The sequence below is a fragment of the Enterobacter cloacae complex sp. P12RS genome (assembly GCF_014895875.1).
In the GTDB taxonomy this organism is placed as follows: domain Bacteria; phylum Pseudomonadota; class Gammaproteobacteria; order Enterobacterales; family Enterobacteriaceae; genus Enterobacter; species Enterobacter bugandensis.
Map to the genome: position 1 here is coordinate 204426 of NZ_JADBQO010000009.1, position 26449 is coordinate 230874.

Genomic DNA, 26449 nt, shown 5'->3' on the forward strand with positions numbered 1-26449 from the left:
GCGAGCAGACACGTAATTACTGCTGCTGAGTCATGACATCGCCCAGCTTGATTTTGGCGTCTTTACGCAGGTTGCTCATCATGGCTTCGAAAGCAATCTGAGCATTGTTCTGAGTAATGCCCTGAACCATCGCCTTCTTCTGCGCTTCTGGCAGAGTGCCGGCTTTCACGTCGTCCAGCGCCAGCAGAACAACGTTACCCTGCATATCGGTGGTAGTACCGAAGCTTGGCTTGTCTTTTGCCGGCAGCGTCAGACTAAACGCGGCCTGACTGATTGGGTCCTGACCGGTGCGGCTCAGCGTTTTCGCCTCACCGAAGCTCAGACCTGCCGCTTTCAGCGCGTCCTGTTTACCCGCTTTCAGATCGGCCAGAATCTTCTCAGCGTCCAGCTTAGCCTGCTGTTCTGCTTTGTTGTGCTTAACCTGAGCGACGACCTGATCCTTCACTTCCGCCAGCGGTTTGACCGCTTCTGGCTTGTGCTCGCTGACGCGCAGAACAAAGGCGCGATCGCCGTCAACGGTAATGATGTCAGAGTTGCTGCCCGGCGTGCCGTTCTCGCCCACCAGACCACCGTTAAAGATGGCATCAGAAACCGGTTTGAAGTTCAGCTCTTCCGGCAGGTTGTCGCGACCAAACCAGCCGGTTTCAACCGCTTTGACACCCGCCGCCTGCTCTGCACCTGCCAGAGATTCGTTGTCGTTGCTGGCAGCATCGCTCACCTTCTGCTGCAGCGCGTAGTAGGCATCCAGGGCTTTTTCCTGTTTCACTTTCGCGGCAATATCATCACGAACCTCAGCCAGCGGCTTGGTTTTCGCCGGGGTGATGTCGTCCAGACGCACGACCAGGAAACCAACGGATGATTTAATCACACCAGACAGCTGGCCTTTCTCTTTCAGGCCGGCATTTTTCAGCTCGTCGGGCGTGGTTGCGTCTTCCAGCCAGCCCATATCACCGCCGTTTTTCGCAGAGATAATGTCGGTGGATTTCGCTTTCGCAAGGGTGGCGAAATCAGCGCCTTTGTTCAGCTCATCCAGTACCGCCTTAGCATCTGCTTCAGTTTTGGTCTGAATCACGCTGTAGCGGTTACGCTGCGGCTGAGTGAATTGATCCTGATGCTGGTCGTAGTAAGACTGGATCTCGGCATCAGACGCGCTTTCCTGCAGCGCAGCTGCATCCAGCTTGATGTAGCTGACGCGGAACTGCTCCGGAGAAACAAAGGCGTTTTTATTCTGCTCGTAGTAAGCATTAACGTCTGCGTCGCTCACCTGCTGTTTCGCCGCCAGGGCGTTCACATCAATGGTCGCTTCACGGACCACGCGCTGCTGGGCCACCAGCGCGGCCAGTTCGTCGGTTTCACCTTTAAGCATGAAATCGGTACCCACGACAGCGTTAATGAGCTGCTGGGTTGTCAGCTGGTTACGCAGCGCCTGTGCGTACTGATCCGCCGTCATGCCCATCTGGTTAACGATACTGTTGTAACGCGCGTTGTCGAATTTACCGTTAGACTGGAATGCCTGAGTGGCGAAGATCGCTTTTTTGACCTGCTCGTCGCTGATGCCAAGGCCCAGCTTTTTGGCATACTGATCCAGCAGCGCTTCGTCGATAAGACGGTTCAGTGTCTGTTGGCGCAGGGTTTTCATGTACCCTTCATTCGCCGCCAGTTCAGAGAATTGGTCGCCCAGCTGTTGCTGCATACGGTTACGCTCACCGGCAAAAGCATTCTCGAACTGACCACGGCTGATTTCCTGGCCATTCACTTTTGCGGCATAGTTTGCGCCACCGCCAATAAGGTAACTGCTCACGCCGGTCAATATGAACGACACGATAATGATACCGAAAATAATCTTGAGCACGAGACTGTTAGCAGCCGTGCGTAAGCTGTCCATCATGGTGTAACAACACTCCGCTGTAGGTGACTGGTTACCTGACGCTGACGGAAAATCCTGCCCGTCGCGCGTGAAGGCGTATTGTGACAAGAAAACGGGGCGATTGTCAGCCCACAACTCGCATAAACTCGCACAAATCAGGTCTGGACAAACAAAAAAGGCACATCAAACGATGCGCCCTTGTACTATCCGGCTTCCCTGAAACGGGAAAGCAATCAGTTTACTGCGTCTTTCAGCGCTTTACCTGCACGGAAACCCGGCACTTTAGCAGCAGCAATGGTGATCTCTTTACCGGTCTGAGGGTTGCGGCCAGTACGGGCAGCACGCTCTTTAACAGCAAAAGTACCGAAGCCTACCAGTGCAACGTCGTCCCCAGCCTGCAGAGATTCAGTAACAGAAGCAATTAATGCATCTAACGCACGTCCAGCTGCAGCTTTAGAAATATCAGCACCAGCAGCAATTTTGTCAATCAGTTGAGATTTATTCACTGTTCTCTTCCTCTCTTTATAATTTATATCGCGCCTGAGTCCTTCACAACGCGACCGCGCAGCAGTTATATCAGGCCTGCCATGACCTTACAACACCCGTTGTTGATGGCTGACCTAATCAGCAATCTAAATTAGCTATACAAAAAAAGGCTGGCAAGTGCGAAATGACTTACCAGCCTTGTTTTTATTGACGCTCTTTGCGCGAGGTCACTATTTTGCGGTTACAACCTGCATTCCGGAGGGTTCATTCTGCAGTGCGAGACTGAGAACTTCCTCAATTCGCTTAACAGGATGGATCTGCAGATCGGCAATCACGTTGTCCGGAATCTCTTCCAGATCGCGTTTATTTTCGTAAGGGATCAATACGGTTTTGATCCCACCGCGGTGTGCCGCCAGCAGTTTTTCTTTTAATCCGCCGATTGGCAGGACCTGACCGCGAAGGGTGATTTCACCGGTCATTGCCACATCGGCACGTACCGGGTTGCCCGTCAGACAGGAAACCAGAGCGGTACACATGGCAATACCCGCGCTTGGGCCATCTTTCGGCGTCGCCCCTTCAGGAACGTGAACGTGAATGTCGCGTTTTTCGTAGAAATCAGGGTTGATACCCAGTTTTTCCGCGCGCGCGCGCACCACGGTCAGCGCAGCCTGGATGGACTCCTGCATCACTTCACCCAGCGAGCCGGTGTAGGTCAGCTTGCCTTTGCCCGGCACACAGGCGGTTTCGATGGTCAGCAGATCGCCGCCCACTTCCGTCCATGCCAGACCGGTCACCTGACCCACGCGGTTTTCGTTATCCGCGCGGCCATAGTCGAAGCGCTGAACGCCCAGGTAGGCATGCAGATTGTCACCGTTAATCACGATGTGCTTCAGGCTCTTATCCAGCAGCAGCTGTTTTACCGCCTTACGGCACAGCTTAGATATTTCGCGCTCAAGGCTACGCACGCCCGCTTCACGGGTGTAGTAGCGAATGATGCCGATAATCGCGCTGTCCTCGACGGTCAACTCGTTGGCTTTCAGCGCGTTACGCTCAATCTGCTTCGGCAGCAGGTGCTGTTTAGCAATGTTCAGCTTTTCGTCTTCGGTATAACCGGAGAGGCGGATCACTTCCATACGGTCCAGCAGCGGTGCCGGTATGTTCATGGAGTTGGAGGTCGCCACGAACATTACATCGCTGAGGTCGTAGTCCACTTCCAGGTAGTGATCGCTGAACGCCACGTTCTGTTCTGGATCAAGCACTTCCAGCAGAGCAGACGCCGGGTCGCCGCGCATGTCCGACGACATTTTGTCGATCTCATCAAGCAGGAACAGCGGGTTTTTAACGCCCACTTTCGCCATTTTCTGGATCAGTTTACCCGGCATAGAACCGATGTAGGTACGGCGGTGACCGCGGATTTCCGCTTCATCACGCACGCCGCCCAGCGCCATACGGATGTACTTACGTCCGGTCGCTTTGGCGATGGACTGGCCCAGAGAGGTTTTACCCACCCCCGGCGGTCCTACCAGGCACAGAATTGGGCCTTTAATTTTGTTTACTCGGCTTTGTACCGCGAGGTACTCAAGGATGCGGTCTTTCACGCGTTCCAGGCCGTAGTGGTCAGTATCGAGGATCTCCTGGGCCTGACGCAGGTCTTTCTTGACCTTGCTGCGGGCGTTCCACGGAACCTGCACCATCCACTCAATGTAGCCGCGCACGACGGTTGCTTCAGCCGACATCGGAGACATCATTTTCAGCTTCTGCAGTTCTGCTTCGGCTTTCTCTTTCGCCTCTTTCGGCATCTTCGCCGCGTCGATCTTACGCTTCAGCGCTTCGTTTTCGTCCGGTGCGTCGTCCATCTCGCCCAGCTCTTTCTGAATGGCCTTCATTTGCTCATTCAGATAGTACTCACGCTGAGATTTTTCCATCTGCTTTTTCACGCGGTTACGAATGCGCTTCTCAACCTGCAGCAGATCGATTTCAGACTCCATCATCGCCATCAGGTATTCCAGACGTTCGTTAACGTCGGACATCTCCAGCACGGACTGTTTGTCAGCCAGCTTCAGCGGCATGTGTGCAGCGATGGTATCCGCCAGACGCGCAGGATCGTCGATGCTGTTCAGCGACGTCAGCACTTCTGGTGGGATTTTCTTGTTCAGCTTGATATATCCTTCGAACTGGCTAATCGCGGTACGTACCAGCACTTCCTGCTCGCGCTCATCAAGTTCAGGCGAATCAAGGTACTCTGCCTTGGCAGAGAAGTGTTCGCCATCGTCTGACAGCGTGGTAATACGCGCACGCTGTAAGCCTTCGACCAGCACCTTCACGGTGCCGTCCGGCAGCTTCAGCATTTGTAAAATAGAGGCCACGGTCCCGACGGTGAAAAGATCGTTTACACCCGGCTCATCCGTTGATGCTTCTTTCTGGGCCACCAGCATGATTTTTTTATCATGATCCATGGCGGCTTCGAGGCAACGGATAGATTTTTCCCGCCCTACAAATAAGGGTATGACCATGTGCGGATAAACCACCACATCGCGCAACGGCAATACGGGGATTTCAATGCGTTCAGAACGCTCAGGATTCATAGAGCTCTCTCTTAGTTTAGTGTCCGCCAGGTAAGCTGGTCATGTCACAGTGCTTCACATAACCATTAACATGTATCCAGTATATGGGGATGTTTCCCACACATTCAACGCTATGAATACGGAAAAAGTAAAGGGGAGATAAAATCCCCCCTTTTTGATTAACTGCTTGTATGATTTGGTGAATTATTCGCCAGATGCCTGCTGGGCTTCCGGTTTACCGTAAATCAGCAACGGCTTGGATTGGCCACCGATCACGGACTCGTCGATAACCACTTTTTCGACGTCTTCCATCGACGGCAGATCGTACATGGTGTCGAGCAATGCCGCTTCAACGATAGAGCGCAAACCACGCGCACCGGTTTTACGCGCCATCGCTTTCTTGGCAATCGCATCCAGCGCTTCGTCACGGAATTCCAGCTCAACGCCTTCCAGATTGAACAGCGCCTGATACTGCTTGGTCAGCGCATTTTTCGGCTCTTTCAGGATCTGAATCAGCGCGTCTTCGCTCAGCTCATTCAGCGTTGCCACAACCGGCAGACGGCCAATGAATTCAGGGATCAGACCAAATTTGATCAGATCTTCGGGCTCAACCTGCGAAAGCAGTTCACCTTCGTTGGCTTTCTCGGACTTCGCCTTCACCGTTGCGCCAAAACCGATGCCGGAGCCGGTTTCAACACGGTGGGAAATGACTTTATCCAGACCAGCAAACGCGCCGCCGCAAATAAACAGGATCTTGGAGGTATCGACCTGCAGGAACTCCTGCTGCGGATGTTTGCGTCCACCCTGCGGCGGAACGGCCGCAACCGTACCTTCGATCAGCTTCAGCAGGGCCTGCTGCACGCCTTCACCCGACACGTCACGGGTGATGGACGGGTTGTCTGATTTACGGGAGATCTTGTCGATCTCATCAATATAAACAATCCCGCGCTGTGCTTTCTGAACGTCGTAATCGCACTTTTGCAGCAGCTTCTGAATGATGTTCTCAACGTCTTCACCCACATAACCGGCTTCGGTCAGGGTGGTGGCATCCGCCATGGTAAACGGAACATCCAGCAGGCGCGCCAGGGTTTCCGCCAGCAGCGTTTTACCGGAGCCGGTTGGCCCGATCAGCAGAATGTTACTTTTGCCCAGTTCTACGCCATTGCTGGTGTCGCCGTTACGCAGACGTTTGTAGTGGTTGTATACCGCCACCGCCAGCACTTTCTTGGCCTGCTCCTGACCGATGACATAGTCGTCAAGGTGATGACGAATCTCATGCGGCGTTGGCAATGCGCTACGCTCACGGTGCGGCGCAACTTCTTTAATCTCTTCGCGAATGATGTCGTTACATAAATCGACGCATTCGTCGCAGATATACACGGACGGCCCGGCAATCAGTTTACGCACTTCATGCTGGCTTTTGCCGCAAAAAGAGCAGTACAGCAGTTTGCCCGAACCATCTTTGCGTTTATCTGTCATGAGTCCAAACCTCTTTTTAAGTTCTTTGTGCCGCACATGACGACGCAAATGCCATTCTAAGACGCGTGTGCTTTAAGCAGCGTGCCGCCCTACCTTAGTATAGCGGCACACTCGCGTCGCGGGCATCAATTACGATGGGTCAATACGGAGTCGACTAAGCCGTACTCAACTGCCTCTGGAGCAGAGAGGAAGCGATCGCGCTCGGTATCGCGCTCGATCTGCTCAAGAGATTGACCTGTATGCTGCGCCATAAGTTCATTCATGCGCGCTTTTACTTTCAGAATTTCGCGGGCGTGGATTTCGATATCCGTCGCCTGCCCCTGGTACCCCCCCAGTGGCTGGTGAATCATCACGCGGGAGTTAGGCAGGCAGAAACGCTTACCTTTCGCCCCTGCGGTTAACAGGAAGGCCCCCATGGATGCAGCCTGCCCCATACAGATAGTGCTGACATCTGGCTTGATGAACTGCATGGTGTCATAAATGGACATGCCCGCCGTAATCACACCGCCAGGCGAGTTGATGTACAGGTAAATGTCTTTTTCCGGGTTTTCCGCTTCCAGGAACAGCATCTGCGCCACGATCAGGTTAGCCATATGGTCTTCTACCTGGCCGGTCAGAAAGATAACGCGTTCCTTGAGCAGACGGGAATAGATATCGAAAGAACGCTCACCGCGTGAGGTCTGTTCAATAACCATTGGCACCAGCGCCATATGGGGTGCAAAGTTATCTCGTTCGCCACTGTATGACATTTCCGTCTCCTGGTTCAAAATTGAAAACACCTGCTGTACTGATTGTAACCTTATGGACGGATTATCAGCCAGTCTCAATCATCGTGATTACATACTTATGGGGTTCGCCACGCCCTATTTCAAGCATAACAACCTTTTGTTGTAACGCTAACACTGAAAGGGCGTTTTAGCACCCTTCCAGAACCCATGCAGCGATAAAAAAAACCCGTCGCCGGAAGGCAACGGGTTTTTTGTTCAAACTTTAAACCGTTAGAGCGAAATTACGCCTGCTGGTTCATCAGTTCGTTGAAAGAGGTCGCTTTTTCGGTCACTTTAGCTTTCGCAAGTACCGCTTCAACAGCCTGCTCTTCCAGTGCGACGTTGCGCATGTTGTCCATCAGCTCTTTGTTCTTACCGTAGAACTCGATCACTTCTGATGGATCTTCGTATGCAGACGCCATCTCTTCGATCAGGCCCTTCACACGCTCTTCGTCAGCTTTCAGCTCGTGGGTACGAATCACTTCGCCCAGCAGCAGGCCAACAACAACGCGGCGTTTCGCTTGCTCTTCGAACAGCTCACGCGGCAGTTCCATCGCTTGCTGCTGGTTGCCACCGAAGCGCTGTGCAGCCTGACGGCGCAGCACGTCGATTTCGCTGTCGATCAGGGCAGCAGGAACGTCGATTTCGTTCGCTTTTACCAGACCTTCAATCGCCTGAGATTTCACGCGGTTACGCACAGCACCGTTCAGCTCGCGCTCCATGTTTTTACGCACTTCGGTACGCAGGCCAGCAACAGAACCATCTTCCACGCCGAAACGCTTGATGAACTCTTCAGTCAGTTCTGGCAGTTCGCGCTCTTCAACTTTCTTCAGGTTGATGACGAACTTCGCTGCTTTACCTTTCAGGTTTTCAGCGTGGTACTCTTCAGGGAAGGTCACGTCGATGGTGAACTCTTCGCCCGCTTTGTGGCCTTTGATGCCGTCTTCGAAGCCTGGGATCATACGACCCTGGCCCATTGCCAGTACGAAGTCAGACGCTTTACCGCCTTCGAACTCTTCGCCGTCTACAGAACCGGTGAAGTCGATGGTTACGCGGTCTTCCGCGTCAACAGCGCCTTCTTTCTCTTTCCAGTTCGCCTGCTGCTTACGCAGGGTGTCCAGCATGCCGTCAACGTCTTCGTCAGTCACGGAAACGATCGGTTTTTCAACTTCGATAGATTCCAGGCCTTTCAGCTCAACTTCCGGGTACACTTCGAACTCTACGGAGTAGGTGAAGTCTTCGCCCAGTTTGTATTCGCCTGGCACGTAGTTTGGCGCGCCGGCTGGATTGATTTTTTCTTTGATGATCGCGTCGATAAAGTTGCGGCTCATCAGTTCACCCAGCACATCCTGACGCACGGAAGCGCCATAACGCTGAGCAACAACATTCATTGGTACTTTGCCCTTACGGAAGCCGTCAATACGTACTTTTTTTGCTACGTTGACCAGCTCGCTTTTCACAGCAGTTTCGATGCTGTCAGCAGCGATAGTAATCGTTACACGGCGGCCAAGGCCTTGAGTGGTTTCAACTGAAACTTGCATCTTGTTACCTCAAAAAAATCACAGTGCTCGGTCAACTCTGAATCTGTCTGTTATACCGGGATGCTCTCTTAGTGCAGATTCACATTCCCTGTCGCCAGAATCATCCCGAAGACATTCAATAAGACGCGGCATTATAGCGGCATCACTTAGGTGAGTCGAGAACGGTTGGAGCATGTTGCTGCGGCTTTTTTCACACTTTAAGGCTATTTTTAGCCTTAAAATCGCACCATCCGCTCAAAACTCAGACAAAACAAAACGGCCCGGAGGCCGTTTTGAGGAAATCTGTAAGCAACATACTGGAAAAGCTCCAGCCGTTGCAAATCCGATTTATCAGGCGATGGTGCCTGCACCGCGACAAGGCGGCGACGCAAAAACCGTATCCTGCAAGCCTTCCCATTCCTTAATGGTGTAGGTATGTAGTGCCAGCGCATGCACGGTCGTGGAGAGTTCTTCCGTCAAGGTGCTGTAGATCAGGCGATGTCGGTTCAGGAAACGTTCTCCCGTGAAGCGATCGCTAACCAGAACCACTTTAAAGTGGCTTTCAGAACCTGCCGGCACGTTATGACGATAGCTTTCGTCGACGACTTCGAGGAACACAGGGTTGAACGCTGCCCTTAATTTTTCTTCTATCTGTTCACGTATCATCATGAAATTACTCCTCCGACAACGCTAAGATGTCACCCATCCCTTTAAATGTTAGCCGCTTTTACCGTTTCCATTACACCTTGACAACAAATATTTAGCTTTCGTCTGATTTTCTCATTCAAATGCATGAAGTTCACTGTGAGACTCATACCTGTCGTCTCTGGCGGGAGGAGAAAAAGGATGAGCTGGTCAGTTTTCAGACAAGACGATGAATTTACATGCGTTGACCACTTCCCCTGGCCGTAGTCGATGATATGATGGCGGCAATTTTTCTCTCTTTAATGCTTACGATTCGTTGAGAACCTGAAAATGTTTAAAAAACTCTTCTTTCCGTTGGTAGCCCTTTTTATGCTGGCAGGCTGTGCGACTCCGCCTACCACTATTGATGTCTCACCAAAAATCACCCTGCCTCAGCAGGACCCAAGCCTGATGGGCGTCACCGTGAGCATTAACGGTGCCGATCAGCGTCAGGACCAGGCGCTGGCAAAAGTAACCCGCGACAACCAGCAGGTGACGCTGACCGCGTCCCGCGACCTGCGCTTCCTGCTGCAGGAAGTGCTTGAGAAGCAAATGACCGCTCGCGGCTACATGATTGGCCCAAGCGGCGCGGTTGATCTGCAGATTATCGTCAACAACCTGTACGCAGACGTCTCTCAGGGCAACGTGCGCTACAACATTGCGACCAAAGCGGATATCGCCATCATTGCCACCGCGAAGAACGGCAACAAGATGACCAAAAACTACCGCGCCAGCTACTCTGTTGAAGGCGCGTTCCAGGCCTCTAACAAGAATATTGCTAACGCCGTTAACAGCGTGCTGACGGACACCATCGCCGATATGGCGCAGGACACCAGCATTCACGACTTTATCAAGCAGAACGCACGTTAATCCTGCTCACTGACCCGGTGCTTCACCGGGTCAGTTCATAAGAACATGTCCAGTCACTACTTACGCATTTTCCAGCAACCGAAATCAGCGATTCTGCTGATCCTCGGCTTTGCCTCCGGTTTACCCCTCGCGCTCACCTCCGGCACGCTTCAGGCGTGGATGACGGTTGAGAACATCGATCTCAAAACCATTGGTTTCTTCTCGCTTGTCGGTCAGGCGTATGTCTTTAAGTTCCTGTGGTCGCCGGTGATGGATCGCTATACGCCGCCGTTTCTGGGGCGTCGTCGCGGCTGGTTAGTGATGACACAGGTCCTGCTGCTGCTGGCGATTGCGGCGATGGGCTTTCTTGAGCCGACCACACAGCTCCGCTGGATGGCCGCGCTTGCGGTGGTGATAGCCTTCTGTTCCGCCTCTCAGGATATCGTGTTCGACGCCTGGAAGACGGACGTGTTACCTGCGGAAGAGCGCGGTGCCGGTGCGGCGATCAGCGTGCTGGGCTATCGCCTCGGGATGCTGGTCTCCGGCGGGCTGGCGTTGTGGCTGGCCGACCGTTATCTCGGCTGGCAGGGTATGTACTGGCTGATGGCTGCCCTGCTCATCCCCTGCATTATCGCTACGCTATTTGCACCCGAACCGAGCGACGTCATTCCGGTTCCCCGCTCGCTGGAGCAGGCCGTGGCCGAACCGCTGCGTGACTTTTTTGGCCGCAACAATGCCTGGCTGATCCTGCTGCTCATCGTCCTTTATAAGCTGGGCGATGCCTTTGCCATGAGCCTGACCACCACCTTCCTGATCCGCGGCGTCGGTTTTGATGCCGGTGAAGTGGGAGTGGTGAATAAAACGCTGGGACTGTTTGCGACCATCGTCGGTGCGCTTTACGGCGGCGTATTGATGCAGCGCCTGACGCTGTTCCGCGCGCTGCTGATCTTCGGCATCCTGCAGGGCGCATCTAACGCGGGCTACTGGCTGCTGTCGGTGACTGACAAGCATATGTTCAGCATGGCCGCGGCGGTGTTCTTTGAAAATCTCTGTGGCGGCATGGGGACGGCGGCGTTTGTCGCCCTGCTGATGACCCTGTGCAATAAATCGTTTTCCGCCACGCAGTTTGCGCTGCTCTCGGCACTCTCGGCCGTTGGCCGCGTGTACGTAGGTCCGATTGCCGGCTGGTTTGTAGAAGCCCACGGCTGGCCAACGTTTTATCTCTTCTCGGTCGCTGCTGCCGTGCCGGGGATTTTATTATTGCTGGTGTGTCGCCAGACGCTGGAATATACCCAGCGGACCGAACACTTTATGCCGCGTACTGAATATCACCGCGCCTACCGATTTGCGTTACGTCTGCTAATGGCGGGCTGCGGCGCGCTGGCGCTATGGCTTGTGGTACTTATCGTTAACGCCAGTACGTCTCTGGCGCTCCCCCTCGAAGCCCTTCTGCTGGACGCAGGAGCCCTGCTGGCCATCGCCGGGATCCTGATGGGCGGTCTGCTCGATTTTATGGCATTGCGTAAAACGCAGATGACCTGAAGAAAAAGTGAAAGGTTATTTCCCGTTGTAATCACTAACCGAAATTATAACGGTGAAATAGCCAACAGCCGCTAAAAAAATATTTGTTGTTTTGTGCGGGATAGGATTTGGAAATTATTGGAGCTAATTCCAAAACGCTATTTTTCATTAAACGATTCAGCATTGGAAAGTTTGATTTTTCGTTTTTTAGATGTCTTTTTATTGATAATTAATTGTTAATTTTTTGTATATTTTTAACAATGGTTATACCAATTGCCCCTTTTAGGGTATGCTTGGGGGTCCTTTCGTTATAAAGCCCATATCATGCGGCTTCGGTCATAAAAACCGACATAATCTGCAACACTTGTGACACGTGCGGCAGAACCCGGTAACACCTTCCTGACACAGGCCTAATGATGTTTACAGTAATGTAACCTTCCCGTAAAATGCCCGCACACTTTAAACGCCACCAGACTCCCGTGGAATTGAGGTCGTTAAATGAGACTCAGGAAATACAATAAAAGTTTGGGATGGTTGTCATTATTCGCAGGTACTGTATTACTCAGTGGCTGTGATTCTGCACTACTAGACCCCAAAGGACAGATTGGACTGGAACAACGTTCACTGATATTGACGGCTTTTGGCCTGATGTTGATTGTGGTTATTCCTGCCATTTTGATGGCTGTTGGTTTCGCCTGGAAGTATCGTGCGAGCAATAAAGATGCGAAGTATAGCCCGAACTGGTCACACTCCAACAAAGTTGAAGCTGTGGTCTGGACGGTACCTATCCTGATCATCCTGTTCCTTGCCGTACTGACCTGGAAAACCACTCACGCACTTGAGCCAAGCAAGCCGCTGGTTCACGATGAAAAACCTATTACCATTGAAGTGGTCTCCATGGACTGGAAATGGTTCTTCATCTATCCAGAGCAGGGCATTGCTACCGTGAATGAAATCGCCTTCCCGGCGAACACTCCGGTTCAGTTCAAAGTGACCTCCAACTCCGTAATGAACTCCTTCTTCATCCCGCGTCTGGGTAGCCAGATTTACGCGATGGCCGGTATGCAGACGAACCTGCATCTGATCGCGAATGAAGCAGGCACCTACGATGGTATCTCCGCCAGCTATAGCGGCCCGGGCTTCTCAGGTATGAAGTTCAAAGCTATTGCGACGCCGGACCGTGCCGCTTTCGACCAGTGGGTTGAAAAAGCGAAGCAGTCTCCAAACACCATGTCTGACATGGCGGCGTTCGAAAAAGTGGCTGCACCTAGCGAATACAACAAGGTGGAGTACTTCTCTAACGTGAAACCAGATTTGTTCAAAGACGTTATTGGCAAATTTATGGATCACGGCAAGAGCATGGACATGACCCAGCCAGAAGGCGAGCACAGCGCGCACGAAGGTATGGAAGGCATGGACATGAGCCACGCGGAAACCGCTCACTAAGGGGCCGAGGAAGAAAATGTTCGGAAAATTGACACTGGATGCAGTGCCCTACCATGAACCGATTATCATGGTTACGGTGGCTGCAATTATCATTGGTGGCGCGGCCTTAGTTGGCCTGATCACTTACTTCGGTAAGTGGAGCTACCTGTGGAATGAGTGGCTGACTTCGGTTGACCACAAAAAACTCGGTATCATGTACTGCATCGTCGGTATCGTCATGTTAATTCGTGGCTTTGCGGATGCAATCATGATGCGTAGCCAGCAGGCACTCGCGTCTGCGGGCGAAGCCGGCTTCCTGCCACCGCACCACTACGATCAGATCTTTACCGCCCACGGCGTTATCATGATCTTCTTCGTGGCGATGCCGCTGGTAATCGGTCTGATGAACGTTGTCGTTCCGCTGCAAATTGGCGCGCGCGACGTAGCGTTCCCGTTCCTGAACAACCTGAGCTTCTGGTTCACGGTTGTCGGTGTAATCCTGGTTAACCTGTCACTGGGCGTGGGCGAATTCGCACAGACCGGCTGGCTGGCTTACCCGCCGCTTTCGGGAATTGAGTACAGTCCGGGTGTAGGCGTTGACTACTGGATTTGGGCGCTTCAGCTCTCCGGTGTCGGTACTACCCTGACCGGTATCAACTTCTTCGTGACCATCCTGAAGATGCGTGCACCAGGTATGACGATGTTCAAGATGCCAGTATTTACCTGGGCATCTCTGTGCGCCAACGTACTGATTATCGCGTCGTTCCCAATTCTGACCGTCACCATCGCGCTGCTGACCCTGGACCGCTACCTGGGCACCCATTTCTTCACGAATGATATGGGTGGCAACATGATGATGTACATCAACCTGATTTGGGCCTGGGGTCACCCAGAAGTGTACATTCTGGTTCTGCCTGTCTTCGGTGTGTTCTCCGAAATCGCGGCAACCTTCTCGCGTAAGCGTCTGTTTGGTTACACCTCTCTGGTGTGGGCAACCGTGTGTATTACCGTTCTGTCGTTCATCGTTTGGCTGCACCACTTCTTTACCATGGGTGCGGGCGCGAACGTAAACGCCTTCTTCGGTATCACCACCATGATTATCGCCATCCCTACCGGGGTGAAGATCTTCAACTGGCTGTTCACCATGTACCAGGGCCGTATCGTGTTCCACTCAGCAATGCTGTGGACCATCGGCTTCATCGTGACCTTCTCCGTAGGTGGGATGACCGGCGTACTGCTGGCGGTGCCAGGTGCTGACTTCGTTCTGCACAACAGCCTGTTCCTGATTGCGCACTTCCATAACGTTATCATCGGCGGCGTGGTCTTCGGCTGCTTCGCAGGTGTGACTTACTGGTGGCCTAAGGCGTTTGGCTTCACGCTGAACGAAACCTGGGGTAAACGCGCGTTCTGGTTCTGGATCATTGGCTTCTTCGTGGCGTTTATGCCGCTGTACGTGCTGGGCTTCATGGGTATGACCCGTCGTCTGAGCCAGCAGATCGATCCGCAGTTCCACCCAATGCTGATGGTTGCAGCGGGCGGTGCAGCGCTGATTGCCTGCGGTATTCTGTGCCAGCTGATTCAGTACTACGTGTCCATCCGCGACCGTAACCTGAACCGCGACCTGACCGGTGACCCATGGGGTGGCCGTACGCTGGAGTGGGCAACCTCTTCTCCACCACCGTTCTATAACTTTGCCGTAGTGCCGCACATTCACGAGCGTGACGCATTCTGGGAAATGAAAGAAAAAGGTGAAGCGTACAAGCAACCTGAGCATTACGAAGAGATCCATATGCCGAAAAACAGCGCTGCGGGCATCGTGATTGCCGCTTTCGCAACGGTATTTGGTTTCGCAATGATCTGGCACATCTGGTGGATGGCGATTGTTGGCTTCGCTGGCATCGTAATCAGCTGGATTGTGAAGAGCTTTGACGAGGACGTGGACTACTACGTACCAGTCCGTGAAGTTGAAAAGTTGGAAAATCAGCATTTCGACGAGATTTCTAAAGCGGGGCTGAAAAATGGCAACTGATACTCTGGCGCACTCAACTGCCCACGCGCATGAACATGCGCACCATGATACAGGACCGACCAAAGTCTTCGGTTTCTGGATCTACCTGATGAGCGACTGCATTCTGTTCTGCTGTCTGTTCGCGACCTATGCCGTTCTGGTGAACGGCACAGCGGGCGGCCCGACCGGCAAGGACATCTTTGAACTGCCGTTCGTTCTGGTTGAAACCGCACTGCTGTTATTCAGCTCCATCACCTACGGCATGGCGGCTATCGCCATGTACAAAAACAACAAGAGCCAGGTTGTCTCCTGGCTGGCGTTGACCTGGCTGTTTGGTGCTGGCTTTATCGGGATGGAAATCTATGAATTCCACCACCTGATTATGGAAGGCTTCGGACCGGATCGCAGTGGCTTCCTGTCCGCGTTCTTCGCGCTGGTGGGTACCCACGGTCTGCACGTGACCTCGGGTCTGATCTGGATGGCAGTACTGATGTTCCAGATCTCCCGCCGCGGCCTGACCAGCACTAACCGTACCCGTATCATGTGCCTGAGCCTGTTCTGGCACTTCCTGGACGTGGTATGGATCTGCGTGTTCTCTGTTGTCTATCTGATGGGGGCGATGTAATGAGTCATTCTAACGATCATGGCGCTTCCCACGGCAGCGTAAAAACCTACATGACAGGTTTCATCCTGTCGATCATCCTGACGGTGATCCCGTTCTGGATGGTGATGAGCGGTTCTGCGTCCAAGCCGGTTATCCTGGGAGCAATCCTGGTGACCGCGGTGATTCAGATTCTGGTGCATCTGGTTTGCTTCCTGCACATGAACACCAAGTCCGATGAAGGCTGGAATATGACTGCCTTCATCTTTACCGTGATTATCATCGCTATCCTGGTAGTCGGTTCCATCTGGATTATGTGGAACCTCAACTACAACATGATGGTTCACTAAGAGCGGCGAGTATGTTTAAGCAATACCTGCAAGTCACGAAACCAGGCATCATCTTTGGCAACCTGATCTCCGTAATCGGAGGGTTCCTGCTGGCCTCTAAAGGCAGCATTGATTACACCCTCTTTATTTACACGCTGGTCGGTGTGTCACTGGTGGTTGCGTCCGGTTGTGTATTTAACAACTACATCGACATGGATATCGACAAGAAGATGGAAAGGACCAAGAATCGGGTGCTGGTTAAAGGCCTGATTGCCCCTTCCGTCTCGCTGGTGTACGCCACCTTGCTGGGTATTGCTGGCTTTATGCTGCTGTGGTTTGGTGCTAACCCGCTGGCCTGCTGGCTGGGGGTGATGGGGTTCGTGGTGTATGTAGGCGTCTACAGCCTGTATATGAAGCGTCACTCCGTCTACGGCACGCTGATTGGTTCTCTCTCCGGCGCTGCGCCGCCGGTGATTGGCTACTGCGCCGTCACGAACGAGTTCGACAGCGGTGCGCTCATCCTGCTGGCTATCTTTAGCCTGTGGCAGATGCCGCACTCCTATGCCATCGCGATTTTCCGCTTCAAGGATTATCAGGCAGCGAACATTCCGGTTCTGCCGGTCGTGAAGGGCATTTCAGTTGCCAAGAACCACATCACGCTCTACATCATCGCTTTTGCCGTGGCAACGCTGATGCTTTCTCTGGGCGGTTACGCCGGATATAAATATCTGGTGGTAGCGGCCGCGGTGAGCGTCTGGTGGCTCGGCATGGCCCTGCGCGGCTACAAGGTGGAAGATGACAAAGTCTGGGCACGCAAGCTGTTTGTGTTCTCGATTGTCGCCATCACCTCCCTGTCCGTGATGATGTCCGTAGACTTCATGGTGCCGGACTCGCAAAACCTGCTGACTTACGTCTGGTAAGTTTATGTGATGATGAAAAGGGTGCTTCGGCACCCTTTTTTTATTCACGAAATCTATTAATTACGCATGTAATATTTGTTAAATAAGCCTTTATTTACCCCGCCCCTTCCCCGCACTACACTATGGCCTGCTTTTGAACTGAGGTGGTAATGAACGATTATAAAATGACGCCGGGCGAGCTGCGTGCGACCTGGGGTTTAGGGACTGTTTTCTCGCTGCGGATGCTTGGCATGTTTATGGTCCTGCCCGTTCTGACCACGTACGGCATGGCGTTACAGGGTGCCAGCGAAGCGCTGATTGGTCTGGCGATCGGTATCTACGGTCTGGCGCAGGCGGTGTTCCAGATCCCCTTTGGCCTGCTCTCTGATCGGGTGGGCCGCAAGCCGCTGATTGTCGGCGGGCTGCTGGTCTTTGTGCTCGGGAGCGTTATTGCCGCCCTCTCCCACTCCATCTGGGGCATTATTTTGGGCCGCGCCCTGCAGGGCTCCGGTGCGATTGCCGCCGCGGTGATGGCGCTGCTGTCAGATTTAACCCGCGAGCAAAACCGCACCAAAGCGATGGCGTTCATCGGCGTGAGCTTTGGCGTAACGTTTGCGATTGCGATGGTGCTCGGTCCCATCATTACGCACAAACTGGGTCTGCACGCCCTGTTCTGGATGATTGCGGTGCTGGCGACTATCGGGATCGCACTCACCCTGTGGGTTGTGCCAGACAGTAAAAATCACGTCCTTAACCGTGAATCCGGGATGGTTAAAGGCTGCTTTAGCAAAGTCATCGCCGAGCCGCGTCTGCTGAAACTTAACTTCGGCATTATGTGCCTGCATATTCTGCTGATGTCCACCTTCGTCGCCCTGCCCGGCCAGCTTGCCGCAGCAGGTTTCCCGGCGGCCGAGCACTGGAAAATTTATCTGGTCACGATGCTGATTTCGTTTGTCTCTGTCGTGCCGTTCATCATCTACGCCGAAGTGAAGCGCAAAATGAAGCGCGTCTTCGTGGGCTGCGTGGCGTTACTGCTGATTGCCGAGATCGTGCTGTGGGGTACCGGCCCGCACTTCTGGGAGCTGATCGCAGGCGTGCAGCTCTTCTTCCTGGCGTTTAATCTGATGGAAGCGCTGCTGCCGTCGCTGATCAGCAAAGAGTCCCCCGCCGGTTACAAAGGCACGGCAATGGGCATTTACTCCACCAGCCAGTTCCTCGGCGTGGCGATCGGCGGCTCGCTTGGCGGCTGGGTCGACGGCCTGTTTGATTCACAAACCGTGTTTCTCGCGGGCGCGCTGCTGGCAACAGTCTGGCTGCTGGTTGCCAGCACCATGAAAGAGCCACGCTACGTGAGCAGCCTGCGGGTAGAAATCCCGGATGACGTGGAGATTAGCGACGCGCTGAAGCAGCGTCTGGAAGGAAAAGAAGGGGTCACAGAGGTGCTGATTGTCCCCGAAGAGCGCAGCGCTTATGTCAAAATTGACAGCAAAGTGACCAACCGCTTTGAGGTCGAGCAGGCGCTCAAAGCGTGAAAAAAAGCCCGGTTGAACCGGGCTTTTTTTTGTCTTAATCGCGGAAGTTTTTAAACTGGAACGGCTGTCCCAAATCCCCGCCGCGCACCAGCGCCATCACGGACTGGAGATCGTCGCGAGATTTTCCGGTTACGCGAATTTCTTCGCCCTGGATCTGCGCCTGCACCTTCAGCTTGCTGTCTTTAATCAGCTTAACGATCTTCTTCTGCACCGCGCTCTCGATGCCCTGCTTCAGTTTGGCTTCTACAAACCAGTTCTTACCGCTGTGGACAAACTCGTCCGGCACGTCCAGAGACGTTCCTTCGATGCCACGTTTTAACAGCTTGGCGCGCAGAATGTCGAGCAGCTGATTCACCTGGAAATCAGACTCGCTCAGCACCTTAATAGTCTTATTTGCGTCGTTCAGCTCAAACGACGCCTCAACGCCGCGAAAATCGAAACGTGACTCAACTTCGCGGGTTGCGTTCTCAACGCCGTTGCGAACTTCCTGGATATCAACTTCGGAAACAATATCGAAAGATGGCATCTTTTCTTCTCCCTTCACTTTTGTTGCGTTGCATAATACCCGCTACGAGGCATAACTCAACAGAAGCTTAGCTGTATAATTAAGCTGTAACACCTGGCGCAGTTGCAGGTGAGGAGGAACAATGAAAATTACGGTGCTCGGATGCGGAGCGCTCGGCCAGCTGTGGCTGACCGCGCTGTGCAAGCACGGACATGAGGTTCAGGGCTGGCTGCGCGTGCCCCAGCCCTATTGCAGTGTCAACCTGATTGGTGAAGACGGAAGCATTTTTAACGAATCCCTCACCGCGAACGATCCTGATTTCCTGGCGCAAAGCGACCTGTTGCTGGTGACGCTCAAGGCGTGGCAGGTCTCAGATGCGGTTAAGACTCTGGCCGCGCAGCTCCCCCCCACGTCCCCCATTCTGCTGCTGCATAACGGTATGGGAACCCTTGATGAGCTGAAAAGCGTCCCGCAGCCTCTGCTGATGGCGACCACCACTCACGCTGCGCGTCGCGACGGGACTATTATCGTGCATGTCGCCAGCGGCGTGACGCACATCGGCCCGGCCAGAACACATGATGGCGACTACAGCTATCTGGCCGATGTTCTGCAAAAGGTCTTGCCGGACGTCGCCTGGCACAACAACATCCGCCCTCAGCTGTGGCGCAAGCTGGCCGTAAACTGCGTGATCAATCCGCTGACGGCGCTGTGGAACTGCCCGAACGGGGAGCTGAAAAACCATCCGCAGGAGGTGGCGTCCCTGTGTGCAGAAGTCGCGTCGGTCATTGAGCGAGAAGGCCTGCACACCTCAGCAGAAGATTTACGCTGTTATGTCGAGCAGGTTATTGAGAGCACGGCTGAGAATATCTCCTCGATGCTGCAGGACGTTCGGGCATTACGCCATACGGAGATAGATTACATTACCGGTTATCTGCTAAAGCGCGCCCGCGCGCACGGCATCGCCGTGCCGGAAAACGCCCGTCTGTATGGCCTGGTTAAACGTAAGGAGAGTGAATATGAGCGCGTCGGCACTGATTTGCCTCGCTCCTGGTAGCGAAGAGATGGAAGCGGTCACCACCATTGATTTACTGGTACGTGGCGGCATTAAGGTAACAACCGCCAGCGTAGCCAGCGACGGCAATCTGGCAATCACCTGTTCACGAGGGGTGAAAATCCTGGCAGACGCACCGCTTGTCCAGGTTGCTGACGGCGATTACGACATCATCGTCCTGCCCGGCGGCTTAAAAGGCGCGGAATGTTTCCGCGACAGCCCGCTGCTGGTTGAAACCGTGCGTCAGTTTCATCTGTCCGGCCGTATCGTCGCGGCAATCTGTGCCGCCGCTGGAACGGTTCTGATTCCGCACGACATCTTCCCCATCGGCAATATGACCGGCTTCCCGGGGCTTAAGGATACGATCCCGGAAGAGCATTGGGTGGATAAACGCGTCGTCTGGGATCCGCGCGTCAACCTGCTGACCAGCCAGGGACCCGGCACCGCGATTGATTTTGGCTTAAAGATTATTGATCTGCTGGTCGGGCGGGAGAAGGCCTACGAAGTGGCGTCGTCGCTGGTGATGCCGGCAGGGATTTATAATTACTATGAAGAGTAGTGCATAAAAAAAGCCGGGTGGCGCGAGGTAAAAGCAAAACGGCAACCAAAGGTTGCCGTTTTTAATGTGAGGGCACCAGGCCGCACGCTACGGACGATACACCTTCACATTCGCGAATCCCTGCTCGCGCAGGTACAGCGCCTGCAGGCGGCTCATCACCCCGCGCTCACACCACAGCAGATACGTTTTGCTCTGATCGAGGTCGCCAAACTTAGTGCTCAGCTTGTAGAACGGCAGAGAAACCACCTCTACGCCTTCCACCTTCAGCGGCTTGTCATCCTGCTCGTCAATGGAGCGGATATCAAGAATCGCATCGTTCGCACCGAAACCGCTCACGGTTTCCACTTCAACCACTTCCTGTTCGGTCTGCTGGGCAATCTCGCGGATGTCGATGTTGGACGCTTCTGCCACCACTCTTTCCAGGATGCTGAAATCGAAGTTCTCTTCTTCCGCTTCGATCTTCGCCTTCACTGCCTTGACGGTCGGGCTTTTTGAGATCACGCCGCAGTATTCCGGCATGGTGCGGGCAAAGTCTTCGGTGCCGATTTCGCGCGCCAGGTCGATGATGTGCTCTTTATCGTGGGAGATCAGCGGACGCAGGATCAGCGTATCTGATACGTTGTCGATCAGACGCAGGTTGGTCAGCGTCTGGCTGGAGACCTGGCCCAGCGCTTCGCCGGTGACCAGCGCCTGCACGCCGTAACGTTCGGCGACTTTGGACGCCGCGCGAACCATCATACGTTTGAGGATCACGCCCATCTGGCCGTCATCCACTTTTTCAAGGATTTCGCCCACTACCGGCTCAAAGTTGATCGCCACAAAACGCACGCGGTGGGAACTGCCGAAGCGGTTCCACAGGTAATGCGCCACCTGACGAACGCCAATTTCATGCGCCGCGCCGCCGAGGTTGAAGAAGCAGTAGTGCACGCGGCAGCCGCGACGCATCAGCATATAGCTGGAGACGCCGGAGTCGAAGCCGCCGGAGATCAGCGACAGCACATCTTCCTGCGTGCCGATCGGGAAACCGCCAATACCTTCATAACGGCCCTTAACCAGCAGCAGACGATCGTTCTCGATCTCAAGGTTAACGGTGACGTCCGGGTTAGTCAGGCGCACGCGCGCCGTCTCAACGTGCTGGTTCAGACCGCCGCCAACGTAGCGCTCGACTTCAATCGAGCTAAACTCGTGCTTACCGCGACGCTTCACGCGCACGCAGAAGGTTTTGCCTTCGATCTGGTCGCGGTACTGTACCAGCGCCTTTTCGAAGATATCGTGCATATCGCTGAACGGAACGTCTTCCACTTCCAGAATATGGTGAATACCTGGAATACGGGTCAGCGCGTCGCGAATATCAAGGCGTTTGCTTTCGTCTTTCGCGCGGACTTCAACGTGGTCCCAGTGACGCACCACGGCGAGCGTTTCGTCGTAGTGTTTTAATACGTTACGAATGTTCCCGGTGAGAATTTTAATAAAGCGCAAACGCACAGATTGGCTTTTGATGGTGATTTCAGGGAACAATTTAATGATAAACTTCATGGCGGCAATGTTTCTTAGGCAAGCTTATAAAGGCTTGTAGTGGAAAATGATACAGCAGCCCACACCCGTGGCTGCATCCAGGCGCGCAAGTATACCACCATCGCGCCACTCGCGTTATTTGATAATTGCCCCGAGTCCGTTACCATGTTGGGGCGAAGAATATAAGAGTTAATTCACTATGCCGAAGAAGAACGACGCACCGGCCAGTTTTGAAACTGCGCTGAGTGAGCTTGAGCAGATTGTTACCCGCCTCGAGAGCGGCGATTTACCGCTGGAAGACGCCCTCAACGAATTTGAGCGCGGTGTGCAGCTTGCGCGCCAGGGGCAGGTAAAACTCCAGCAGGCCGAGCAGCGTGTGCAGATCCTGCTTTCCGACAGCGAAGACGCTAAAACCACGCCATTCACACCGGACGCCGAGTAAATGGATTTTACCAACGCGCTTCAGGCGCGCGTCGTTCGCGCCAACGACGCCCTGCGCCGTTTTATTGCGCCGCAGCCTTTTCAGAACACTCCACTGGTTGAAGCCATGCACTATGGCGCACTCTTAGGGGGAAAACGCCTGCGTCCGTTCCTGGTGTATGCCACGGGCAACATGTTTGGCATCAGCGATAATACGCTGGACGCCCCGGCAGCCGCCGTGGAGTGCATCCATGCCTACTCGCTGATCCACGACGATCTCCCGGCGATGGACGACGACGATCTGCGCCGGGGTCAGCCAACCTGCCACATTAAGTTTGGCGAGGCGAATGCCATTCTGGCGGGCGATGCCTTGCAGACGCTGGCGTTCTCGATTCTCAGTGATGCGCCGATGGCGGAAGTGGCCGACCGCGACCGCCTGGCGATGATCTCCGAACTGGCAATGGCCAGCGGCGTGGCCGGCATGTGCGGCGGTCAGGCGCTGGATCTTGAAGCGGAAGGACGTCAGGTTAATCTGGAACAGCTGGAGCGTATTCATCGCCATAAGACGGGCGCGCTTATTCGTTCCGCCGTTCGCCTGGGCGCGCTGAGCGCGGGTGAGCAAGGGCGCAAAGCCCTGCCGATTCTGGACAGATACGCAGAAAGTATCGGTCTGGCATTCCAGGTTCAGGATGACATTCTGGATGTGGTGGGCGATACTGCAACATTGGGTAAACGTCAGGGTGCGGACCAGCAGCTTGGCAAAAGTACCTATCCCGCCCTGCTGGGTCTTGAGCAAGCCCAACGTAAAGCCCGGGATCTGATTGACGATGCCCGCCAGTCGCTGAATGAGCTGGCCGCGCAATCGCTGGATACCTCGGCACTGGAAGCGCTAGCGGACTATATAATCCAGCGTGATAAATAAACTATATATCTCGATGAGCCTTTGATGAGTTTTGATATTGCCAAATACCCGACACTGGCGTTAGTTGACTCCACCCAGGAGTTACGTCTGTTGCCGAAAGAGAGTCTGCCGAAGCTGTGTGACGAGCTGCGTCGCTACCTGCTCGACAGCGTTAGCCGCTCCAGCGGCCACTTCGCCTCCGGGCTTGGCACGGTTGAGCTGACCGTGGCGTTGCATTACGTCTATAACACGCCGTTCGATCAGCTTATCTGGGACGTGGGCCACCAGGCTTATCCGCACAAAATTCTGACCGGACGTCGCGATAAAATTGGCACCATTCGTCAGAAGGGCGGCTTGCACCCGTTCCCGTGGCGCGGTGAGAGCGAGTATGACGTGCTGAGCGTCGGCCACTCCTCTACCTCCATTTCCGCGGGCATCGGTATTGCCGTTGCCGCCGAAAAAGAGAATAAGCAGCGCCGCACCGTCTGCGTGATTGGCGACGGGGCCATCACCGCCGGGATGGCTTTTGAAGCCATGAACCACGCGGGCGATATCAAGCCGGACATGCTGGTTATCCTCAACGATAACGAAATGTCGATCTCCGAGAACGTCGGCGCGCTGAACAACCATCTGGCGCAGCTGCTTTCCGGCAAGCTTTACTCCTCCCTGCGGGAAGGCGGGAAAAAAGTTTTCTCCGGCGTGCCGCCGATCAAAGAGCTGCTCAAGCGTACCGAAGAACACATCAAAGGCATGGTCGTGCCGGGCACGCTGTTCGAAGAGCTGGGCTTTAACTATATCGGCCCGGTGGACGGGCACGATGTGCTGGGTCTGGTGACCACGCTTAAAAACATGCGCGATCTGAAAGGCCCGCAGTTCCTGCATATCATGACCAAAAAAGGGCGTGGCTACGAACCGGCGGAGAAAGATCCGATCACCTTCCACGCGGTGCCAAAGTTCGACCATACCAGCGGCTGCCTGCCGAAAAGCAGCGGCGGAATGCCAAGCTACTCAAAAATCTTTGGCGACTGGCTGTGCGAAACGGCGGCAAAAGATAACAAGCTGATGGCGGTCACGCCTGCCATGCGTGAAGGCTCCGGCATGGTCGAGTTCTCCAAAAAATACCCGGACCAGTATTTCGACGTCGCCATTGCCGAGCAGCACGCGGTCACCTTTGCGGCAGGGCTGGCGATTGGCGGCTACAAGCCGGTGGTGGCGATTTATTCCACCTTCCTGCAGCGCGCCTACGACCAGGTGATCCATGACGTTGCCATCCAGAAGCTGCCGGTGCTGTTTGCTATCGATCGCGCGGGCATCGTGGGGGCCGACGGCCAGACGCACCAGGGGGCGTTTGACCTCTCCTTCCTGCGCTGCATCCCGGACATGGTCATCATGACGCCAAGCGACGAAAACGAGTGTCGTCAGATGCTGTATACCGGCTACCACTATCAGGACGGCCCCTGCGCGGTACGTTATCCACGCGGCAATGCCCTTGGCGTTGAACTACAGCCGCTGGAAAAACTGGAGATCGGTAAAGGTCTGGTGAAACGTCGCGGCGAAAAAGTGGCGATCCTGAACTTTGGTACGCTGATGCCGGAAGCGGCAAAAGTCGCTGAAACCCTGAACGCGACGCTGGTGGATATGCGCTTTGTGAAGCCGCTCGATGAGTCTCTGATTCTGAGCATGGCGGAAAGCCACGACGTGCTGGTCACGCTGGAAGAGAACGCCATCATGGGTGGCGCGGGTAGCGGCGTTAACGAGGTACTGATGGCGAACCGTAAATTGGTTCCGGTGCTGAACCTCGGCCTGCCGGACCACTTCATCCCGCAAGGCACTCAGGACGAGGCGCGTGCCGATATCGGCCTGGACGCCGCCGGTATCGAAGCCAGAATCCGCAGCTGGCTGGCCTGATCCCTCCCCTTTTCTGCTCCTGCTATGCTTAAACGTATTGTTTAAACAGCAGGAGCGGAACCATGCAATACACGACATTAGGAAAAACGGACCTCAGGGTGTCCCGGCTTTGCCTGGGCTGCATGACCTTTGGCGAGCCTGACCGGGGAAATCACGCCTGGACGCTGCCGGAAGAGAGCAGCCGCCCTATCATCAAGCGCGCCATAGACGGCGGCATCAACTTCTTCGATACCGCCAACAGCTACTCTGACGGCAGCAGCGAAGAGATTGTGGGCCGCGCTCTGCGTGATTTTGCCCGTCGGGATGAGATAGTGGTCGCCACCAAGGTGTATTACCCGTCAGGCGATCTGGCTGAAGGCCTCTCTCGCGCGCAGATCCTGCGCTCCATTGATGACAGCCTCAGACGCCTGAACATGGATTACGTCGACCTGCTGCAAATTCACCGCTGGGATTACAACACGCAAATTGAAGAAACCCTTGAAGCGCTGAACGATGTCGTGAAAGCGGGTAAAGCGCGCTATATCGGCGCGTCGTCAATGCACGCATCTCAATTTGCTCAGGCGCTCGATCTCCAGGCGCAGCACGGCTGGGCACGCTTTGTCACCATGCAGGATCACTACAACCTGATTTACCGGGAAGAAGAACGCGAGATGCTGCCGCTCTGCTACCAGGAAGGCGTGGCGGTGATCCCGTGGAGCCCGCTGGCGCGCGGACGCTTAACTCGTCCGTGGGGAGAAACCACGGCGCGGCTGGTATCGGATGAAGTGGGTAAAAATCTTTATTCCGGTACCGAAGCCAGCGATGCGCTGATTGCCGAACGTTTAGCCGGGATCGCCGACGATATCGGCGCAACGCGCGCGCAGGTGGCGCTGGCGTGGCTGCTGGGCAAGCGGGGTGTCGCCGCACCGATTATTGGTACATCGCGGGAAGAACAGCTGGACGAGTTGTTAAGCGCTGTGGATTTATCGCTGACGCCGGAGCAGGTTGCCGAGCTGGAGACGCCGTATCAGCAGCATCCGGTGGTGGGGTTTAAGTAAACACTTGCCGGGTGGCGTACGC

Annotated in this window: 23 protein-coding genes; 14 read left to right on the forward strand and 9 right to left on the reverse strand. The window is 54.4% G+C overall.

All coding sequences use genetic code 11. The features are described 5' to 3' along the window. Positions 1 to 16 precede the first annotated feature (16 nt). The 7 genes from ppiD to bolA all read right to left on the reverse strand — a co-directional run bounded on the left by ppiD (position 17) and on the right by bolA (position 9352). On the reverse strand, positions 17 to 1888 hold the full coding sequence (ppiD, locus tag IM284_RS07625; RefSeq protein ID WP_028012162.1) for a peptidylprolyl isomerase: 1872 nt from the start codon (positions 1886 to 1888) through the stop codon (positions 17 to 19). A gap of 212 nt (positions 1889 to 2100) precedes the next feature. Further along, positions 2101 to 2373 carry a nucleoid-associated protein HU-beta gene (gene hupB, locus IM284_RS07630; RefSeq protein WP_002444653.1) on the reverse strand — a complete coding sequence of 91 codons (273 nt, stop codon included), beginning with the start codon at positions 2371 to 2373 and terminating at the stop codon, positions 2101 to 2103. A 210-nt stretch (positions 2374 to 2583) separates the two neighbouring features. Further along, a complete protein-coding gene (gene lon, locus IM284_RS07635) occupies positions 2584 to 4938 on the reverse strand; it encodes an endopeptidase La (RefSeq protein WP_023334706.1) in 2355 nt (784 codons plus the stop codon). Positions 4939 to 5121: 183 nt separating this feature from the next. After that, positions 5122 to 6396, reverse strand: a complete 1275-nt coding sequence (gene clpX / locus IM284_RS07640) for an ATP-dependent protease ATP-binding subunit ClpX (RefSeq protein ID WP_028012161.1) — start codon at positions 6394 to 6396, stop codon at positions 5122 to 5124. A 125-nt stretch (positions 6397 to 6521) separates the two neighbouring features. Then, a complete protein-coding gene (gene clpP / locus IM284_RS07645; protein ID WP_014069126.1) occupies positions 6522 to 7145 on the reverse strand; it encodes an ATP-dependent Clp endopeptidase proteolytic subunit ClpP in 624 nt (207 codons plus the stop codon). Between the two features lie 260 nt (positions 7146 to 7405). After that, positions 7406 to 8704, reverse strand: coding sequence for a trigger factor (gene tig, locus IM284_RS07650; RefSeq protein WP_008503318.1), 1299 nt, complete (start codon positions 8702 to 8704; stop codon positions 7406 to 7408). A 330-nt stretch (positions 8705 to 9034) separates the two neighbouring features. Continuing rightward, positions 9035 to 9352, reverse strand: a complete 318-nt coding sequence (gene bolA / locus IM284_RS07655) for a transcriptional regulator BolA (RefSeq protein WP_003859051.1) — start codon at positions 9350 to 9352, stop codon at positions 9035 to 9037. Between the two features lie 306 nt (positions 9353 to 9658). Here bolA and IM284_RS07660 point away from each other — a divergent pair, with 306 nt between their 5' ends. From IM284_RS07660 to IM284_RS07695, 8 genes are all read left to right on the forward strand, one after another. Beyond that, on the forward strand, positions 9659 to 10237 hold the full coding sequence (locus IM284_RS07660) for a lipoprotein (protein ID WP_028012160.1): 579 nt from the start codon (positions 9659 to 9661) through the stop codon (positions 10235 to 10237). A gap of 45 nt (positions 10238 to 10282) precedes the next feature. Beyond that, positions 10283 to 11758: a muropeptide MFS transporter AmpG gene (ampG, locus tag IM284_RS07665; protein WP_047367608.1), complete on the forward strand. Its 1476-nt coding sequence runs from the start codon at positions 10283 to 10285 to the stop codon at positions 11756 to 11758. A 477-nt stretch (positions 11759 to 12235) separates the two neighbouring features. Continuing rightward, positions 12236 to 13183 (forward strand): cytochrome o ubiquinol oxidase subunit II, encoded by a 948-nt coding sequence (gene cyoA / locus IM284_RS07670; protein ID WP_008503322.1) that lies wholly within the window; start codon positions 12236 to 12238, stop codon positions 13181 to 13183. 16 nt (positions 13184 to 13199) lie between these two features. Then, a complete protein-coding gene (gene cyoB / locus IM284_RS07675) occupies positions 13200 to 15191 on the forward strand; it encodes a cytochrome o ubiquinol oxidase subunit I (protein ID WP_028012157.1) in 1992 nt (663 codons plus the stop codon). Further along, entirely contained in the window at positions 15181 to 15795 is a 615-nt protein-coding gene (locus IM284_RS07680; protein WP_003859057.1) for a cytochrome o ubiquinol oxidase subunit III, read from the forward strand. The genes cyoB and IM284_RS07680 overlap by 11 nt, the downstream gene beginning before the upstream one ends. Further along, the gene (locus IM284_RS07685) at positions 15795 to 16121 is read left to right on the forward strand and encodes a cytochrome o ubiquinol oxidase subunit IV (RefSeq protein ID WP_006176899.1); all 327 of its coding nucleotides are present in this window, start codon (positions 15795 to 15797) and stop codon (positions 16119 to 16121) included. Before IM284_RS07680 ends, IM284_RS07685 begins: the two co-directional genes overlap by 1 nt. Positions 16122 to 16132: 11 nt before the next feature. After that, positions 16133 to 17020, forward strand: coding sequence for a heme o synthase (cyoE, locus tag IM284_RS07690; RefSeq protein WP_003859062.1), 888 nt, complete (start codon positions 16133 to 16135; stop codon positions 17018 to 17020). 149 nt (positions 17021 to 17169) lie between these two features. Further along, complete coding sequence (locus tag IM284_RS07695) at positions 17170 to 18531, forward strand: MFS transporter (RefSeq protein WP_047367607.1); 1362 nt, start codon at positions 17170 to 17172, stop codon at positions 18529 to 18531. Positions 18532 to 18565: 34 nt separating this feature from the next. Here IM284_RS07695 and IM284_RS07700 read toward each other — a convergent pair whose 3' ends face one another. Beyond that, positions 18566 to 19057 (reverse strand): YajQ family cyclic di-GMP-binding protein, encoded by a 492-nt coding sequence (locus IM284_RS07700; RefSeq protein ID WP_023293165.1) that lies wholly within the window; start codon positions 19055 to 19057, stop codon positions 18566 to 18568. Between the two features lie 121 nt (positions 19058 to 19178). Here IM284_RS07700 and panE point away from each other — a divergent pair, with 121 nt between their 5' ends. Both panE and yajL read left to right on the forward strand, forming a co-directional pair. Continuing rightward, on the forward strand, positions 19179 to 20090 hold the full coding sequence (panE, locus tag IM284_RS07705; protein WP_047367606.1) for a 2-dehydropantoate 2-reductase: 912 nt from the start codon (positions 19179 to 19181) through the stop codon (positions 20088 to 20090). Further along, on the forward strand, positions 20053 to 20646 hold the full coding sequence (yajL, locus tag IM284_RS07710; protein WP_045259897.1) for a protein deglycase YajL: 594 nt from the start codon (positions 20053 to 20055) through the stop codon (positions 20644 to 20646). Before panE ends, yajL begins: the two co-directional genes overlap by 38 nt. Before the next feature lie 87 nt (positions 20647 to 20733). Here yajL and thiI read toward each other — a convergent pair whose 3' ends face one another. Continuing rightward, a complete protein-coding gene (gene thiI / locus IM284_RS07715; protein ID WP_045259896.1) occupies positions 20734 to 22182 on the reverse strand; it encodes a tRNA uracil 4-sulfurtransferase ThiI in 1449 nt (482 codons plus the stop codon). 178 nt (positions 22183 to 22360) lie between these two features. Between thiI and xseB the strand changes: the two genes are divergently transcribed. The 4 genes from xseB (at position 22361) to IM284_RS07735 (ending at position 26427) form a co-directional block, all read left to right on the forward strand. Then, positions 22361 to 22603, forward strand: a complete 243-nt coding sequence (gene xseB, locus IM284_RS07720) for an exodeoxyribonuclease VII small subunit (protein WP_003859094.1) — start codon at positions 22361 to 22363, stop codon at positions 22601 to 22603. Continuing rightward, the gene (gene ispA / locus IM284_RS07725) at positions 22604 to 23503 is read left to right on the forward strand and encodes a (2E,6E)-farnesyl diphosphate synthase (protein WP_041911085.1); all 900 of its coding nucleotides are present in this window, start codon (positions 22604 to 22606) and stop codon (positions 23501 to 23503) included. A 24-nt stretch (positions 23504 to 23527) separates the two neighbouring features. Then, positions 23528 to 25390 (forward strand): 1-deoxy-D-xylulose-5-phosphate synthase, encoded by a 1863-nt coding sequence (dxs, locus tag IM284_RS07730; RefSeq protein ID WP_047367605.1) that lies wholly within the window; start codon positions 23528 to 23530, stop codon positions 25388 to 25390. A 62-nt stretch (positions 25391 to 25452) separates the two neighbouring features. Next, positions 25453 to 26427: an aldo/keto reductase gene (locus IM284_RS07735; RefSeq protein WP_047367604.1), complete on the forward strand. Its 975-nt coding sequence runs from the start codon at positions 25453 to 25455 to the stop codon at positions 26425 to 26427. Positions 26428 to 26449: the final 22 nt, after the last annotated feature.